Source organism: Polaribacter sp. Z022 (genome assembly GCF_023555495.1).
Classification (GTDB): Bacteria; Bacteroidota; Bacteroidia; order Flavobacteriales; family Flavobacteriaceae; genus Polaribacter.
On sequence record NZ_JALCZO010000001.1, the window covers coordinates 152,164 to 169,924 of the forward strand.

At 28.2% G+C, this 17,761-nt stretch carries 14 protein-coding genes; all 14 read right to left on the reverse strand.

Translation table 11 applies throughout. The annotated features are described in order from the left end of the window. Positions 1 to 7 precede the first annotated feature (7 nt). Positions 8 to 1,951 (reverse strand): transglutaminase domain-containing protein, encoded by a 1,944-nt coding sequence (locus tag MPF13_RS00645; protein WP_249980291.1) that lies wholly within the window; start codon positions 1,949 to 1,951, stop codon positions 8 to 10. Next, positions 1,923 to 5,201: a tetratricopeptide repeat protein gene (locus tag MPF13_RS00650; RefSeq protein ID WP_249980292.1), complete on the reverse strand. Its 3,279-nt coding sequence runs from the start codon at positions 5,199 to 5,201 to the stop codon at positions 1,923 to 1,925. Before MPF13_RS00650 ends, MPF13_RS00645 begins: the two co-directional genes overlap by 29 nt. A gap of 78 nt (positions 5,202 to 5,279) precedes the next feature. Next, positions 5,280 to 5,546: a heavy-metal-associated domain-containing protein gene (locus tag MPF13_RS00655; protein ID WP_249980293.1), complete on the reverse strand. Its 267-nt coding sequence runs from the start codon at positions 5,544 to 5,546 to the stop codon at positions 5,280 to 5,282. Next, the gene (locus MPF13_RS00660) at positions 5,546 to 5,920 is read right to left on the reverse strand and encodes a rhodanese-like domain-containing protein (protein ID WP_249980295.1); all 375 of its coding nucleotides are present in this window, start codon (positions 5,918 to 5,920) and stop codon (positions 5,546 to 5,548) included. The genes MPF13_RS00655 and MPF13_RS00660 overlap by 1 nt, the downstream gene beginning before the upstream one ends. Further along, positions 5,921 to 7,327 (reverse strand): MBL fold metallo-hydrolase, encoded by a 1,407-nt coding sequence (locus tag MPF13_RS00665; protein ID WP_249980296.1) that lies wholly within the window; start codon positions 7,325 to 7,327, stop codon positions 5,921 to 5,923. 81 nt (positions 7,328 to 7,408) lie between these two features. Continuing rightward, positions 7,409 to 9,136: a SulP family inorganic anion transporter gene (locus MPF13_RS00670; RefSeq protein WP_249980297.1), complete on the reverse strand. Its 1,728-nt coding sequence runs from the start codon at positions 9,134 to 9,136 to the stop codon at positions 7,409 to 7,411. A gap of 3 nt (positions 9,137 to 9,139) precedes the next feature. Continuing rightward, positions 9,140 to 10,162 (reverse strand): Holliday junction branch migration DNA helicase RuvB, encoded by a 1,023-nt coding sequence (gene ruvB / locus MPF13_RS00675; protein ID WP_249980298.1) that lies wholly within the window; start codon positions 10,160 to 10,162, stop codon positions 9,140 to 9,142. Positions 10,163 to 10,228: 66 nt separating this feature from the next. Then, positions 10,229 to 11,095, reverse strand: a complete 867-nt coding sequence (locus MPF13_RS00680) for a mechanosensitive ion channel family protein (protein ID WP_249980299.1) — start codon at positions 11,093 to 11,095, stop codon at positions 10,229 to 10,231. Position 11,096: 1 nt separating this feature from the next. Next, on the reverse strand, positions 11,097 to 12,281 hold the full coding sequence (locus MPF13_RS00685) for a hypothetical protein (protein WP_249980300.1): 1,185 nt from the start codon (positions 12,279 to 12,281) through the stop codon (positions 11,097 to 11,099). Positions 12,282 to 12,391: 110 nt separating this feature from the next. Then, a complete protein-coding gene (locus MPF13_RS00690; protein ID WP_249980301.1) occupies positions 12,392 to 14,173 on the reverse strand; it encodes a cytochrome c oxidase subunit I in 1,782 nt (593 codons plus the stop codon). A gap of 34 nt (positions 14,174 to 14,207) precedes the next feature. After that, a complete protein-coding gene (locus MPF13_RS00695; RefSeq protein ID WP_249980302.1) occupies positions 14,208 to 15,215 on the reverse strand; it encodes a cytochrome c oxidase subunit II in 1,008 nt (335 codons plus the stop codon). A gap of 38 nt (positions 15,216 to 15,253) precedes the next feature. Further along, the gene (locus MPF13_RS00700) at positions 15,254 to 16,651 is read right to left on the reverse strand and encodes a quinol:cytochrome C oxidoreductase (RefSeq protein WP_249980303.1); all 1,398 of its coding nucleotides are present in this window, start codon (positions 16,649 to 16,651) and stop codon (positions 15,254 to 15,256) included. A gap of 26 nt (positions 16,652 to 16,677) precedes the next feature. Continuing rightward, on the reverse strand, positions 16,678 to 17,223 hold the full coding sequence (locus MPF13_RS00705; protein WP_249980304.1) for a c-type cytochrome: 546 nt from the start codon (positions 17,221 to 17,223) through the stop codon (positions 16,678 to 16,680). Positions 17,224 to 17,233: 10 nt separating this feature from the next. Continuing rightward, positions 17,234 to 17,761, reverse strand: coding sequence for a DUF3341 domain-containing protein (locus tag MPF13_RS00710; protein ID WP_249980305.1), 528 nt, complete (start codon positions 17,759 to 17,761; stop codon positions 17,234 to 17,236).

Sequence of the window (17,761 nt, forward strand, 5' to 3'; positions counted from 1 at the left end):
TTCGTTTTTATTCTTTCTTTAAAACTACAATTTCTTTATAGTTTCTTTCTATTGTTTTAATTTGTTTGTTTACTTCTTTTTGCTCTTCTATACTTAAAGTTAAAAAGTTTAATTCTATTGTTTGATGATATAATACTTTGTTTTCTTTTATTGAGTAAGAAATTTCGCAATTTATTAGTTTGTTTGCAACCTTAACTGCTTCTGGTAAATAATCTACTTTATAACCTTTAGGAATTTCTAATACAGTAGTGTAGCTATAATATTTTTTGTAATCGTATTCTATTGCATTTTTACGTTTTTTATCTGTTTTATAAGTAGATAAATCTTTATTTAAATTTAGGTTGATGTAAATTTCATCACCTAGTTTTTTTGCATAATTTTTAATTTCAAAACTGTAATCAACAATAAAATCATTATCATAATGATATTTATTTGTTTCTTTAAAACTATTTACTAAAAACTTATTATTTCCTTTTACAAACTTCTTATTATAAAGTTGTTTTAGTTTTGTTTGTGAGTTTTCATCTTCTAAATCGTTAAAAAGGTCTATTTTAGGATATCCAGAAATACTAGTTTTAGAGTTTCCTAATACAGTTCCGTTTTCTATTTTTATAGATGTTGTATCTATAACTGCATTTATTTTAGCATCAATTATAGGTACATTTTTTATCTTAAAATCATTTCCGTAAGAAACCAATGCTTCTTTTCCTTGAATAAAAGAAGTTGGAATTCCGAATTTAATATATCTCCCTGTAGCGTCTAAATAGTAGGTTCTTCCATTATTTTCATAAGACAAAATCATATGGTTATCTACAACTGGAGTTGGCATTTCTGAGTAAGTATATGGTATATCTCTTGTACCAATCCATGTTAAGTTTCCTTTAACTCCTGCTAGTTCTAACATTCGATAAAGTATGCTAGAATTGTCTTTACAATCGCCATATTTTTTTCTAAAAACCTCATTAGATTCTCTTGGTATAAAACCACCTAAGGCGTACTCAAAAGCAATGTATTTTATATTTTTTTGAGTCCAATAATAGATTGCTTTGACCTTTTCTAATTCTGTTTTTTTATTTGCTGTAATTTCTGCTACTAAAGCAATTAGATCTTTATTAGGAGCTTCTGTATTTACATTTTCTACTAAAGAGTAATACCAACTATACAAATCTGCTACATCTCCTAACAACTTTTTATTTTTTCTATTAATTTTATATGAAGTAATTATAGGTGCAATGTGTGGTAAAATGGTTTTAAAACTTGGTGTTTTTACCTCATATTCATATTCTTTTTGATTGTTTAACTGCCAAGTATAAATTGTTTGTTTTCTTTTTTCTTGTTTTGTAAACTTAATATTATTGTTAGAAATATTAAATTTTCTAAATTCTAATGCAACACCTTTATCTGCAATAATGGTTACTTTATTTTTTACTACTGGAAAATAATCTCCAAAATAAAAAGGAGATAAAAAACGAGGATTTTTAATTTTTTGAGAATAATTTAAAGTTGATTTTGATCCTTTTTTTAAATTTGGGTACACAAAATTTAACGACTTTGTATCATCATAAAAAGAGCTATTTAAGTCATCTTTTTGAGTAAACTTTTCTACTTTTTTTTCTACATAATTATTATTCTCAAAAGATAATGTTGAAGCTTTTACTTCATTCATTTCAAAAAAAGCTGAGAAATTTAAGGTGTTTTTAGAGTTGTATGTGGCTGCTTCATTTAAATATAAATCTTCTTCTATAAATTCTTGATTGATATCTAAACCTTCTTTATTTGCTTTTATTGTAATGATAGTTTCTTGTAACAAACGAACTCTAGCAGCTTCTGGATGTAATTTTTTATATTTTAAAAACTCTGAAGAATACTGAGCATTTACACTTGTAATTACAGCTAAAAAGAAGGTAATTAAACCCAGTTTATTAATTTTCGACCTTGTATATTTTTCCATTAAAATACTCTTTTTTAGTAATTAGTTTTCCTGCCTCATTATAAAAAAATGCCATTCCATGTTTTTCATCATTTTTAAACATGAATTCTTCTTTTTTATTTCCGTTTTCGAAAAATACAATTTGTTTTCCTTGGTTTTGACCATGAAAATAATTGGTTTCTTTTTTTAGTTTTCCATTAGAAAAATACTCTTTTCTAAGACCATGATAATTACCATCTACATAATTTATTTCTTCTACTAAATTTCCAGAATATGCATAAGTTTTATAACTTTTTATTAAGTTTCCAAATTTATACTCCATTACTCTAGATGGTTTTCCATTATCAAAAAAAGCTTCAATTTTACCACTTTCTTTATCTAATGGAATCATTGCAATTTCTGTTCCGTTTTTATCTAAATAACTATATCCAATTAATTCTCCATGATTGTAAAAACGAATTAATTGTAGTTTTCCTGAAGGATCATAAAACTCATGTCTTCCATGTTTTTCTCCATCATAATATTCTATTATTCCTTTTTTTACACCTGTATCATAAAACTTTTTACTAACACCTACTTCTGCATCATTTTCAAAATTATACTCTCCTTGTATGGTGCCATTTTTATAATAATTAGTTACTTTTCCTTGCGCATTTCCTCTAGAGTAATTGGTTGTACTTTCTACATTTCCATTTTCATAATACCAAGTCCAAAGTCCGTTTTGTTTTCCATTTAAATAACTACCTGTAATTTTTTTATTGCCATTAAAATAAAATATTTCGTAGTTTCCATGCTTTACTTCATTTACATAAGAAATTCTAGTTCTAACTTTTCCATTATAATGTTTAGATTCTATATTGTACTCTTTTTCTTTAGAAGTATAATTTAAAGTTTCAAACAAATTTTCGTCTTTATCAAAGATTTGTTCTGAGATTAAATTACCAAATATATACCTTGTATTAGAAGTTAATTTACCATCTACTCCAAAACTTTTTTGAACTCCATTAAGTTTTCCTTTATGAAAAAAGTTGATTGCATTTAAAGTTCCATCAATATTATAATATTTCCATTCTCCATGTTGATTTCCATCTTTATACCAACCTTGAGCATTCATTTGCCCATTTATATAATTACCCACATAATAACCATCTATTACATCTTCTTTATAAGTTGTTATGTTGTCTATATTTCCGTTTTTAAAGTAGGTAAAATACTGACCAATTATTTTATTTTCTTCAAAATTCCCTTTGTTTTTTAGAACACCATTGTTTGTGTAAAATTTCCATTCTCCAGATTTTCCACCAGAAATATCATACAAACCTTCTGTTGTTTTATTTCCTTTAGGTGAAAAACCTTCGTAATAAAACGCTCCACTTTTCTTTTTACCTTCTTTTAAAATAGTGGCATCTTTATTATAAAAAGTATAAGCTATAATTTCTCCTTTTCTATAGATGTATTCATAAAACAATTTACCATCTGTATCATAAAATTTATACAAACCATTTAAGTTTCCTTTTTTGTAAGTAAAATCGCTTTTAATAATACCATTAGAATAATACGTTTTCCATACACCATCATAAAAACCTTCTAAACTTTGACCAATTTCATGCAAATTTCCATTAGAATAATAGCTTTTATAACTACCATTTAACTCGTTATTTGCATAATTAATTTCAGTAGATATTTTATTATTGTAATGATAAGATGTTTGTAATCCTTCTTTATTTCCATCTTTATAATATGTTTTTTCATACACATTTCCATTGGCATAAAACTCTAATACTTCACCATCAATTTTACCATCTTTATATGGAATTTGGTATTCAAGAATTTTTTCTCCAACATCAAAATACGATTTATACATACCATCTAAGGCACCAGAATTAAAAAATTTTCTTTGTACTAAAGCTCCTTTATTATTGTAATATTCATATTGCCAATGCAAAGAATCATTTACATAATTAGCATCAACATATTTCTTACCATTATCATAGTACATTAAGTTTTTACCTTCTAAAACACCTTCTTTGTAAAAAGCAGTTTCTTTTATTTTATGGTTTGAGTTATACCAAGTCCATTTACCAGTTCTTTCTCCCAAATTATTAAATGCTCCTTCTGCAGTTAATCTACCAGAATTATTATAAAACTGCCACATACCAACTGCTTTTCCATACTCTAATTTACCAATTGCATCTACATAAAAATCTGTATACTCATAAGTAACTTCTTGTAACTCTCCATTAAAAAGTATTTTATTTTGAGCCACTTTTTTTGCCCATTCAATTTTTGCATTTGCTAAAAACTGAATAATTTCTTTTGTTTTTTTCTTTACAATTTTTTTATATTCTTCGTTTTTTATAGAATAACATAAGGTGTAAATAAAATCATCAAACTTATTGTTTTGAGCAATCCAATTGTAAAACGGAACATATGTTTTAGTCCAAAAATTACTTTCTCCTTCAAAGTTTTTTAATTGTGCAATCATTGCATGGTTTTGTCTTACCAAAGCAAGATTAAAAGGATTGTTTGTTTTATAGTTGGCATTCATTGCTATTTTACTACTTAATGCTAAATCTATATCTTCAAAAGAATCATCTGCATCATCTAATTTTAAATTACTATCTCTTTTATTAGAGTTTTTAGCCTGAATAACATTGTTTAAAGACTGTAAAACAGTAAATGCTCCATCTGCATCTGGTTCTAAAAGCAAATACATGTTAAAACACATTAAAGCCTGTGTTAAACGCTCTTGTTTGTAATAAATATTACCTATTTGTAAATGAGGTTTTGTATATGTAGGATTAAAAGTAATTGCCTTTTTATAAGCATTTACAGCTTCATTAAGTTTTCCTTGAGTTTCTAAAACATAACCTTTATTAAACCATAATAAAGCATTTTTAGGATAATACTGAAGGCCTTTATTGTAATTATCTAAAGCTTCTTGATTTCTTTTTAAATTTGATAAAGCAACACCTTTATTGGCATAAAAATTTGCTTTAGAATGAGAATGAGGGTTATTAAGGCCTTCATTTACTACATCTAAAGCTTCTTTGTATTTTTTAGATTGTAAAAGATAATATGATTTTGAAACTAATAATGAGTAATAAGCAGAATCGTTTTTATTAACTTGATTAATAAGGTTTACAACTTTTTCATTTTCTGTTTCTTTAGAAATTTTTTGAATAATTTCTGTATAATCTATAAAAGGGATTTTTTCTTGTGAGTAGCAAAAATTTGTCACAAGTAATATAGCAATTAGTATTTTTTTCATAAAACTAAAATACTAAAAAGAGGCAACAAAAACTTTAATAATAAAAATTTTGTTGCCTCTTTTATATAGAAATATTTTCTACGAATCTATTCTACCAACTGCACAACTAACAAAAGATTTTGCTTTATGCATTACTGTGTTTTTATCGCCAACTTCTGGGTATCCTAATTTTGATAATTTAGACTTTATTTCTTCTAAACTTTCTTTTTCTGAAGATACTGAAACAATTGATTTTTCTATATCAATTTCTACTTCATTAACTCCTTCTAGAGATAAAATTCCTTTTTTAATAGTTGCTGCACAACCACCACATTTTAAATTTTCTATTTGTATATCTGCTTTCATTACTGTTTGTTTTCTTTTTTCCATTTATTATATCCGCCTAAAACATTATAGACTTCATATCCTTTTTCTTGTAGCATTTTAGTGGCTTTACCACTTCTATTACCACTTCTACAATATAAATATACTGGTTTGTTTTTATCTAATTTACTTACTGCTTTTTCTGTAAAATCTTTATCAAAATAATTAATAAATAAAGACGATTCTATAAAACCATATCGTAATTCGCTTGGTGTTCTTACATCTACCAATTGAATTTTATCTTTAGATAATAATTCTTTTAATTTTTGAGTAGTTATTGTTTTTATTCCTTGTGCTTTTCCACAATTTATAAAAAGTAAACTAGAAAAAAAGAGTATTAATAATTGCTTCATCATTTATTTTAAAGTAGAAGGACAAACTGCTGCTGTTCTTTCTATATTGGTATTTCTTATTGCAGCATAACCACCAGCAACATCTATTACATTATGATATCCTCTGGCTTTTAATATAGAAGCTGCAATTACAGATCTATATCCGCCTGCACAATGCACATAAAAATCTTCTTTTTTAGGGAATTCTGAAATATGGTCATTTAAAAAATCTAAAGGTGTACTTTCTGCAACTACAATATGTTCGCTTGCAAATTCACCTGGTTTTCTTACATCAAAAACTAAAGCATTTTCTTTAATTTTATTTTCTAAAACATCTACAGAAACAGAATTTAAAGTATCTATTTCTTTATCTGCTTTTTTCCAAGAATTAAAGCTTCCTTCTAAATATCCTAAAACATTATCAAAACCAACTCTAGATAAACGTGTAATTGTATCTTCTTCTTTACCAATTGGGGTTACCAATAAAATTGGCTGATTAATATCTTTAATTAAAGCTCCAACCCAAGGTGCAAAACCACCATCAATTCCTATAAAAATAGACTGAGGTATAAAACCTTTTACAAACTCTGTTTGATGACGAACATCTAAAACTATTGCTTCTGTTTCGTTAGCAATTAATTCGAATTCTTTTACAGATAATGGTTTTGCACTTTGTTCTATAACATCGTCTATATTTTTATATCCTTCTTTATTTAATTTAACGTTTAAAGGAAAATATGCTGGTGGAGGCAACAAGCCATCTGTAACTTCTTTAATAAATTCTTCTTTAGTCATATCTGCTCTTAAAGCATAATTGGTTTCTTTTTGATTACCAATTGTACCAACAGTTTCTTTACTTAAATTTTTACCACAAGCAGAACCAGCTCCATGTGCAGGGTATACAATAACATCATCAGCTAAAGTCATTACTTTGTTTCTTAAACTATCGTATAAAAAACCTGCTAAATCTTTTTCTGTTATATTACCTTTTTGAGCTAAATCTGGACGACCAACATCTCCTAAAAATAATGTATCTCCACTAAAAAGTGCATGGTCTTTACCGTTTTTATCTTTTAGTAAAAAACAAGAGCTCTCCATAGTATGACCAGGAGTATGCAAAACTGTTATACTTAATTCTCCTAATTTAAAAACTTGATTGTCTTCTGCTATTAACGCATCAAAATTTGGTTTTGCAGTTGGACCATATATTATTTTTCCTCCAGTTTTTTCTGCTAAAGTTACATGTCCGCTTACAAAATCTGCATGAAAATGTGTTTCAAAAACATACTTAATCTTTGCATTATTTTTAGTTGCAATATCAATATAATCTTGTACTTCTCTTAAAGGATCTATTATAGCTACTTCTCCATTACTCTCTATATAATATGCTCCTTGAGCTAAACATCCTGTATAAATTTGTTTTATTATCATAATAATTCTCTTTCTGTTTAACACTTCAAAGTAACTTGAGAATTAAAACTTCTCAAATGACTTTTATCAGTTTACTTTTACTTAATGGTATGCTTGATGAATATATTTTGCATACTTTTCTTGTTGTTCTCTATTACCTGTTTTATAAAACTCTACTGCCCCATTAGCACGCATAAAAAAGTGGTTTAGATCTATAATTTCTAATAATCCACTTTTAAAAAAATCGTCTCTAACTGGTCCTTTTACTCCTGCTAAATAAAATGTAATTCCTTTCTTTTTATAAAACTTAATGCGTTCTTTTAACATTTCTACTCCTGTACTATCTACCCTATTAATACTTTCTGCATCTAATACAATTAGTTTTAAATCGTTTCCTTTTTTATGAACCATGTCATCTAATTTATCTCTAAAATAGCTTGAGTTTGCATAAAATATTTGTGCATCAAATCTAAAAATAAGTATATCTTTTTCTATTATTACTTCTTCAAAACGACTTCTATTTCTATAAAAATTAGAATTGGGTACTTTTCCTAATTCAGCTACATAAGGTCTAGATGTTCTAAAAATTAATACAATTAAAGACAAACCAACTCCAACAATAATGCCGAATTCTATTCCTAATAATAAAGTACCTAAGAATGTTGCTAACATTAACCAAAAATCTAAATGATTTGCTTTCCAAAGAAAAAGTGCTTCTTTAATATTTACCAAACCAAAAACTGCTACAATAATTATTGCTGCTAAAACTGTTTTTGGTAAATGATAAAACAAAGGCGTTAAAAACAATAAAGTAAAAACAACCATTATTACAGAAATTAAAGCTGCCATTCCTGTTTTTGCCCCACTTTCTTGGTTTATTGCAGATCTAGAAAAACTAGAAGTTGTTGGGTAGGCTTTAAAAAATGAACCTACAATATTACTTAGACCCAAAGCAATTAATTCTTGATTTGGTCTTATTCTGTACTCATCTTGTTTAGCTTCTAAAGATTTTCCTATAGAAATAGTTTCTAAATAACCTACCATTACTAATGTAAATGCTATAGGAAACAACTCTCTTAATAATTCAAAATCAAACTCTGGTACACTAAACAATGGTAACCCAGAAGGAATATCTTTTACAATAGAAACATCTGTAAAAGTTTGACCAAAATATTTCATTATTAAAATACCAAGAATCACTACTATTAATGCATTGGGTATTTTTTTGTTAATTTTTCTAAATACAAAAATGATGATAACAGATACTAAACCAATTATTGTTGTATGAAAATTATAACTAGAAATCTGTTGCCAAATGTCTTCAATAACGTACTGTATTTGATCACTTTGAACAAAATCTACGCCCAATAAATTTCTAAATTGATTAAAACCAATTATAAGTGCTACTGCAGATGTAAAACCTGTTATTACTGGTTTAGATAGAAAATTTACAATAAACCCTAAACTAAAAACACCCATTAAAAACTGAATGGTACCAACCATTAACGCCAATAAAATAGCTATAGAAATATAACTATCTGAACCTGCTAATGCTAAAGTAGAAACTCCAGTTGCTACTATTAAAGAATCCATTGCTACAGGACCAATTGCTACTTGTCTTGATGATCCAAAAATGGCATACATAATTTGCGGTACTAAAGCACAATACAAACCATAAATTGGTGGTAAACCAGCAATTAATGCATAAGCAATTCCTTGAGGAATTAAAATTATACCAACAGTAATACCTGCAATTAAATCTCCTTTAAAAAGAGATGTATTGTAGTTAGGTAACCACTCTAAAATTGGTATAAGTTTTTTAATTTTCATCAATTAAAATAATTCTCCCTGATTTTTCCCTTTAATTCTACCTAAGTGTTTGTATGCTAAATCTGTTACTTCTCTTCCTCTTGGAGTACGCATTATAAAACCTTGTTGAATTAAAAAAGGTTCGTACACTTCTTCTATAGTTTCTGTATTTTCTGATACTGCTGTTGCAATGGTTCCTAAACCAACAGGTCCTCCTTTAAATTTATCAATAATAGTTGCTAATATTTTATTGTCCATTTCATCTAAACCATGGGCATCAACATTTAAAGCTTTTAGAGCATACTTTGCAATTTCAATGGTAATAGTTCCATTACCTTTTATTTGGGCAAAATCTCTAACTCTTCTTAACAAAGCATTTGCAATTCTTGGTGTTCCTCTACTTCTTCCTGCAATTTCTATTGCAGCTTCCATAGAAATAGGAACGTTTAATATATGTGCACTTCTTTGAATAATTGTTGTAAGTAATTCTGTTTTATAATAATGTAATCTGCTACTAATTCCAAAACGTGCTCTCATTGGTGCTGTTAACAACCCAGAACGTGTTGTGGCTCCAATTAAAGTAAATGGTTCTAAATTTATTTGAACTGTTCTGGCATTAGGGCCAGATTCTATCATTATATCAATTTTATAATCTTCCATTGCAGAGTATAAATACTCTTCTACAATTGGACTTAATCTGTGAATTTCATCAATGAATAATACATCTCGTTCATCTAGGTTTGTTAATAAACCAGCTAAGTCTCCTGGTTTGTCTAAAACTGGTCCAGAAGTTACTTTTATACCAACTTCTAATTCGTTTGCTAAAATATGTGCCAGCGTTGTTTTTCCTAAACCTGGAGGACCATGAAAAAGTGTATGATCTAAAGCTTCTCCTCTAAGATTTGCTGCTTCAACAAATATTTTTAGGTTATCTATTGCTTGATCTTGTCCTGTAAAATCATCAAAAGAAAGTGGCCTTAACTTTTTTTCAACATCTAAATCTTCATTAGATAAATTATTGTTTTCAGGATTTAAGTTTTCATTCATAAGTGCAAAGATAATTGATTTTAAACTACACCTTTGTATGTTTTGTTACACAAAGATGGTTGAAACTTATTTATAAATACCTGCTTCTATAAAAGCTTTTTTAGAAGCTTCTGTTACATCTCCTTCAAATAATTTTTCATAACGTGCATCTAAAACATAGGCTTTTACTACAACTTTTGTTGCTGCATGATCATCAAAATGATCAAAAAATAAGATAGTAATTGGTTTGTCAATATTTAAATACCTAGAGGTTATTGCTGCTTCTTGTACAATTTTTCTAATTTCTGTAACATCAACATTAATTGGCAACCATAAATTTACAACTACCATACAATCTAAAGCTCCAGAATTTGCATTGGAAATACTGTCAGAAATAATTGCAGAATTAGGAATTGTTACTGTATTATCATCTAAAGTGTTTACAATAGTATATCTTAAACCAATATTTACAACTTCTCCATAATTACCTTTAATATTAATTCTATCACCTATTTGAAAAGGTCTGTCTAAAATGATTAATAACCCTCCAAAAATGTTTTTTACAATGTCTTGAAGCGCAAAACCAAGTGCTAATGCTGATGAACCCATTAATGCATAAATTGCTTCTGCAGATGGATTAAATAGCGTTAAAATTAAAGTGTAAACTGCCAGAGTCCAAACTAAGATTTTAATAACAGGCTGAAGTCTTAAAATTTTTAACCTATGTCTATTAAAGTTTTTTACTAAATTTTTAAAAAACCAATCTAACAACTTCATTAACCCCCATGTAAGTATAATTACAACAATAATTGTAAGTATTTTGGTAAAGGAAATTACTTCTGTTGCTGTAGAAATAGTATTTTCTACATTGTTTTTTACGTCTTTTACAGTTTTTTCTTGAGCAAAATTAGAAAGGGCAGCTAAGAAAAATAATATGTTTAAAATTCTTTTCATGTTATCTAAAATTTCTATTTAATCTTTCTTTTAGTAGCTCTTTTAAAATATCTAAATACATTAAGTTAATTCTGTATTCTACTTTTTTATTTATGGTGGTTGTTGGTCTTATTAACTGTCTTTCTAACAACTTTTCTATACTTAATCTACTTTGTCTGTCAGAATTTCTAAGAACAATATTTAGTTCTTTTATTGATAAAGATCTGTGCTGAAAAATAGCTTCTAAAATAAATAAATCATCTAAAGACAAATCATCTAAAACTTTAATTTCAGTTGGTTTAACAAAGACTGTTTTCCCTTTAACACTGTAAGCAGAATTTCTTGAAAACAAAATAGCTTTAGAAATGTTTCCTTTAGAAAAGTTAAAAAGTTTTTTAAAGAATATTTTTTCTAAATGAATTTGTCTTTCTTCTTTAGATTCTTTTTTTAGTTGCTTTTCTATTTTTTTAGAAATCTTATTTGGTTTTAAAAAAACCATATTATAACCATTATTTCTTGATAAGATTTCTTCTTTTAATTGTTCATTTAATATAGGATTTAAATGAATAATTGACGGAAAATGTGAAGAGAAATATTTTACCCTATTTAAATAATAAAAAGAATATTTGTTTACAGAAACAATCCAATATATTTTAGTTTTTGTTGCATGAAGAAAAAGTAAAAAATCTTCTAATAAATCAAAACCACGAACTCTTCTAATAAATAGTCTTTCTATATTTTCTAATATTATAATGTTCTTATCTTCTAAAGTAGATATATGTTTTTCTAAATCTTTTAAAGATTTAAATTCTTCGTCTATTTGAAGTGCTTTTGTAATTAAACCAATTAGTTTTTTATAAGAATCTATGGCTTGATTTGTTTCTAAAATTTTTGCAGTAGGATAAATATAAGTACTTGCATGTAGTAATGAAGTTCCTCCTTCTCCAGGATCATTAACAACTAATAAAGGAGAATTAACAATTTTCCAATTTTCATATGCTAACTCTAAACTCTTAAGTTCTTGATCTCTGTTTTTTAAAAAATCTTTATTTTGAATAGGATAAAGTGTAAAACGTTCTAAGTATTCATCTGGTAGTTGAATCTTTTCTTCTGCTTCTTCAATTATTGAAATTTCTTTTTTTTCATCTATATCAAAAAGTTTGTACAGAAAACTTATAGAATTCTGAAACTTATCTAGAATAGCCATTTTTTTGAATTTTGTTAGTATTAGCTAATATAACAAATCAAAATGATAATATAAAGTAAACAAAAAAGCCTTTCCGAAATTGGAAAGGCTTTTAAAAATATTTTTAACTTTTAAGATGGATCTTCACCATCTAATAAAGGTGTTGTTTGTAAAACAAAATCTTCTCCATGTAAATAGTCACTATCATCATCTTTAGGATCTACACGTTTACTATAGTCATAAGCCCATCTATGAACTTCAGGAATCTTCCCTGGCCAGTTACCATGAATATGTTCTACTGGTGTAGTCCATTCTAATGTATTAGATTTCCAAGGGTTTTGAGTAGCTTTTTGACCTCTATAAATTGAAATAAAGAAGTTAGCAATAAAGAATAATTGAGCTAAACCACCAATTAAAGCAAATATTGTAATTACAACGTTAATATCAGATAAATCATCAAACATTGGAAAAGCAGTATTAGAATAATATCTTCTTGGTAAACCTGCTAAACCTATAAAGTGCATTGGCCAGAAAACACCATAAGCACATATAATACTTAACCAGAAGTGCCAATAACCTAATGTTTTATTCATCATTCTACCATACATTTTTGGGAACCAGTGATACACACCAGCAAACATTCCAAAAATTGCAGATACACCCATTACTAAGTGAAAATGAGCTACAACAAAGTAAGTATCATGAATATTAATATCTAAAGCAGAATCTCCTAAAACTAATCCTGTTAAACCTCCTGTTACAAATGTAGAAACTAATCCAATAGAGAATAACATTGCAGGGTTTAACTGTAAATTTCCTTTCCACAAAGTGGTGATATAGTTAAATGCTTTTACAGCAGAAGGAATTGCAATTAATAAAGTTGTAAAAGTAAATACAGATCCTAAGAATGGGTTCATTCCTGAAATAAACATATGGTGACCCCAAACAATTGTAGATAAAAATGCAATTGCCATAATAGAACCAATCATTGCTCTATATCCAAAAATTGGTTTTCTAGAATTTGTAGAAATAATTTCTGATGTAATACCTAATGCAGGTAATAATACAATATAAACCTCTGGGTGACCTAAGAACCAGAATAGGTGTTCAAATAATACTGGTGATCCTCCTTGATAATGTAATACTTCTCCAGAAATAAAGATGTCTGATAAGTAAAATGAGGTACCAAAACTTCTATCAAAAATCAATAATAAAGCTGCAGATAATAATACTGGGAAAGATACAACACCAATAATAGCTGTAATAAAGAATGCCCACATTGTTAATGGCAATCTTGTCATTTTCATTCCTTTTGTTCTTAAATTGAAAATTGTAACAATATAGTTTAAAGATCCAATTAAAGAAGAAGCAATAAAAATAGCCATAGAAACCAACCATAAAGTCATACCTGCTCCTGAACCTGGAATTGCTTGTGGTAATGCACTTAAAGGTGGATAAATTGTCCATCCTGCAGATGCTGGTCCTGCTTCTACAAATAAAGAAATTACCATAATTACACTAGATATAAAAAATAACCAGTATGATAACATATTTAAGAAACCAGAAGCCATATCTCTAGCTCCAATTTGCAATGGAATTAATAAGTTTGAAAATGTACCACTTAAACCAGCAGTTAATACAAAAAATACCATAATAGTACCATGTATTGTTACTAAAGCTAAGTACATATCTGGGTTCATTACTCCATCTGTTTGATGAGGACCTAAAAATGCTTCAATAATTGAAAACGATTTTTCTGGCCATGCAATTTGCATACGAAATAACATAGACATAAATACACCAATAATTCCCATAAACATACCAGTTACTAAGAACTGCTTAGAAATCATTTTATGATCTTGGCTAAATATATATTTTGTTACAAATGTTTCTTTATGATGATGTTCTGACATAATCTTATTAATTTGTAGTGGTCTTTAATTTTAATTATTTTATAACTGAGGCTAGTGTTGGTTGTTCAGCAATCCATTTTTCGTAAACATCTGGTTCTACAACAGTAATTTTCATTTGCATGTTGTAGTGAGAAGCTCCACAAATTTTATTACATAACAATAAGTAATCAAAAACATAAGGATCTTCTCCTTTAGCTTTTCTTATTTTATTAATTCCTGCAGTTTTTTTCTTTACTTCTTCATTTTCTCTCATCTCTTCTGTTGTAAACTTAGGAGTGAAACCAAATTCTGTAACCATACCAGGAACACAGTTCATTTGAGCTCTAAAGTGAGGCATATAAGCAGAGTGTAAAACATCTTGAGAACGGAACTTGAAATGAACTTTTCTACCTTTTGGTAAATATAATTCAGTTACTTGTTTATCATCTTGAGAGTTTCTATCAGTCATATCAACACCCATAGTATTTAAGCCTTTAATGTAATTTACATTTCCTAAACCTAAAGTGTTGTCTTCTCCTGCATAACGTGCATCCCATCTAAATTGTTGAGAGTATACTTCTATAACAACAGGATCTTCAGAGTCTGATAAATCCATAATATTATTCCATTGCCATAATCCATATCCAATTAAAACAACTAATACTACTGCTGGTGTTATTGTCCAAATAGCTTCTAATTTATGACTATCTGCATAAAATTTAGCTTTCTTTCCTTTTTCTCCTTTATATTTAAAAGTAAAAAAGAAAATTAAAAATTGCATAATAAACTGTACAATACCAATTAGCCAAAATGTAATATCGAATAAGTTATCATCATGCTCACCTTCAAAAGAAGCAGATTCTGGTAACATTACAACATTCATAAAGATTAAACAATAAATCATTATTGCATATAAAAAAACCATAAAGTAAATGGCATTTTTACCTTGAGTAGCATTGTCTTTATCAGTAGCTATTACGCTTCTTAAGTTCATTATTCTGGTAATTTGCCAGAAACTTACACCGATTGCAACAGCTATAAAAATATAAAATAGAGCTAGCATATTTATCTCGTCTTAATTATTTTAATTTAATTTATTTATTAATGATGATCTCCTGAACCTTCACCTCTGTGTTCAATATTGTAATAATGGAAATGTTCACTTTCTTCTAAGAAAGGATTTCCTTTAGTTATAGGGTTTGCTTTAGCAAATGCGCTAAATGTTGCATAAATAAAGATTCCTAAGAAAAATAATAATGAACCTAATTCAGCTAAACCAAATGACCATTGAGCTCCAACAGTTGCAGGTATTATCATTACAAAAACATCAACATAATGTCCTGCAAGAATTACAACACCACCAATTACAACTAACCAAGGTATACTCTTAAAATCACTATTTAATAATACTAATACTGGAAAAATGAAGTTCATTGCTACCATTGCTAAAAATGGTACTTTATATTCATTAAATCTAGCAACAAAATAAGTAGTTTCTTCTGGTATATCTGCATACCAAATTAACATGAATTGAGAGAACCATAAGTATGTCCAGAATACAGAGAAACCAAACATAAATTTAGCTAAATCATGAATATGACTATCGTTTACACCTGGTAAAGCTCCTTTAGAACGTAAATATATAGTTACAAAAGCAATTACTGTTACAGCACTAACTAATAAACTTGCTAAAACATACCAAGCAAATAAAGTAGAGAACCAGTGTGGGTCTAATCCCATAATCCAATCCCAAGACATCATAGATTCTGAAATCATGAATAAGAAAATAAATCCAACAGAAACATTATAGTTTAATTTATAAGTTTTACCACCATCATTTGCAGTATCTTCTTTAATAGAATTTCTACGGATAAAAAATCTGTAAGCATTCCATATAGCTAAATAAATAACACTTCTTATTGCCCAACCTGGAACATTCATCCACCAAGATTTACCAGCTACAATTGCATCGTAGTTTTCATGACCTGGAGTAAAAGTTCCTTCTGCCATCCATGGGAATAAATGATTCATGTGCATAACAGCAGTAACAATTATAACCAACATAACAATAGATGTAGGTACTAAATTTGCTGTTATGGCTTCCATTACTCTAAAAAGAACAATAGACCAACCTGCTTGTGCAACTCTTTGAATAGCATAAAATGCTAATACTAATAACGTAATTCCTAAAAAGAAAAACAACGCTACATATAGTGCTGCCCAAGGTTTGTTTTGTAATTGATGAAAAACATGTTCATCATGAGCTGCATCATGATCATTGGCATGAGAATCTTTAACAGCATCTGAGTGATGTTCATCATTTTTAACTTCATCATGTGAAGCTCCATGATCATCTCCATGAGAAGATTGATGAGCGATAATTTCTTTAGCTTCTTCAACAGTTGTAGGTGCTGATATAAAACCATATGCAATACCCAAAGCACCAATAATGATTAGTGCAATTGAGAACATTTTTAATTTACCTGAGAATTGATACATATCTTTCGTATTCTATCTTTTTGTAATTATTTTGCTAAATCTATACGTAATTTTTCTACGTACTGTACTATTTGCCAACGTTCTGTATACGTTACCTGAGATGCATGAGAACCCATTAAGTTTTTACCATGCATAATTACGTGATAAATAGTTCCTGCATTAATGTCTCTATCTTTATAGTTAGGAATTCCTGAAAATTTTTCTCTTTGAGATAAAACTCCATTTCCATCACCTTTCTTACCATGACACGTTGCACAATAAATTTCGTACATCGCTTTTCCGTTAGCTAAATTTTCTTCAGTTACTTCTAAAGGATTTAAATTTTCTTTTGATAATTCATATCCTTCGTTTGTATCAGGAATATCATAAGCAGGATGTCCTCCTCTTGCAATAGTACCTGCAACTGGTTTTAAGTTAACTGGGTTTCCGTTAACACCATCTACTCCATTTACATCATAAGGAACAGATACATACATATCTGGCATATATTGTAATTGAGGTTTTCTTTTATCATTACAAGAAATAATACTTGTAAGAGTTACTAAAGCGATAATTAATTTAAAATTCTTCATTATCTATATATTAGTGCTTGTCTACTACATTAATTTCTACAGCTCCTGTTTTTGCTAATAAAGCAGTAATTTCAGCTTCATTATTGTTTACAGGTATTTCCATTAAAAAATGATCATCTGTAGTTCTTGGATCTGGATTTTCTGCTTCTTTAAATGGCCATATTCTACTTCTCATATAAAAAGTAATAACCATAAGGTGAGCTGCAAAAAACACCGTTAATTCAAACATAATTGGTACAAATGCTGGCATGTTAGTAAACCAAGAAAAGTTTGGTTTACCACCAATGTCTTGTGGCCAATCTTGAATCATCATATAATTAGTCATCCAAATAGCAAATGATAATCCTGTAATTCCGTAAAAGAATGCAGTAATTGCTAATCTAGTTGGAGCTAATCCCATTGCTTTGTCTAATCCGTGAACTGGAAATGGACAAAATACTTCTTCTATGTGATGACCGTCTGCTTTTACAGTTTTAACTGCATCTAGCACAACTTCATCATCATTATAAAACGCGTGAATAACTTTTGATGATTCCAT

Bases quoted from the DNA above. Each gene is read 5' to 3' on its own strand.
- MPF13_RS00660 (WP_249980295.1), bottom strand. From the start codon at position 5,920: ATGATGAAGCAATTATTAATACTCTTTTTTTCTAGTTTACTTTTTATA.
- MPF13_RS00690 (WP_249980301.1), bottom strand. From the start codon at position 14,173: ATGTCAGAACATCATCATAAAGAAACATTTGTAACAAAATATATATTT.
- ruvB (WP_249980298.1), bottom strand. From the start codon at position 10,162: ATGAATGAAAACTTAAATCCTGAAAACAATAATTTATCTAATGAAGAT.
- MPF13_RS00695 (WP_249980302.1), bottom strand. From the start codon at position 15,215: ATGCTAGCTCTATTTTATATTTTTATAGCTGTTGCAATCGGTGTAAGT.
- MPF13_RS00650 (WP_249980292.1), bottom strand. From the start codon at position 5,201: ATGAAAAAAATACTAATTGCTATATTACTTGTGACAAATTTTTGCTAC.
- MPF13_RS00670 (WP_249980297.1), bottom strand. From the start codon at position 9,136: ATGAAAATTAAAAAACTTATACCAATTTTAGAGTGGTTACCTAACTAC.
- MPF13_RS00680 (WP_249980299.1), bottom strand. From the start codon at position 11,095: ATGAAAAGAATTTTAAACATATTATTTTTCTTAGCTGCCCTTTCTAAT.
- MPF13_RS00665 (WP_249980296.1), bottom strand. From the start codon at position 7,327: ATGATAATAAAACAAATTTATACAGGATGTTTAGCTCAAGGAGCATAT.
- MPF13_RS00710 (WP_249980305.1), bottom strand. From the start codon at position 17,761: ATGGAATCATCAAAAGTTATTCACGCGTTTTATAATGATGATGAAGTT.
- MPF13_RS00645 (WP_249980291.1), bottom strand. From the start codon at position 1,951: ATGGAAAAATATACAAGGTCGAAAATTAATAAACTGGGTTTAATTACC.
- MPF13_RS00700 (WP_249980303.1), bottom strand. From the start codon at position 16,651: ATGTATCAATTCTCAGGTAAATTAAAAATGTTCTCAATTGCACTAATC.
- MPF13_RS00705 (WP_249980304.1), bottom strand. From the start codon at position 17,223: ATGAAGAATTTTAAATTAATTATCGCTTTAGTAACTCTTACAAGTATT.
- MPF13_RS00685 (WP_249980300.1), bottom strand. From the start codon at position 12,281: ATGGCTATTCTAGATAAGTTTCAGAATTCTATAAGTTTTCTGTACAAA.
- MPF13_RS00655 (WP_249980293.1), bottom strand. From the start codon at position 5,546: ATGAAAGCAGATATACAAATAGAAAATTTAAAATGTGGTGGTTGTGCA.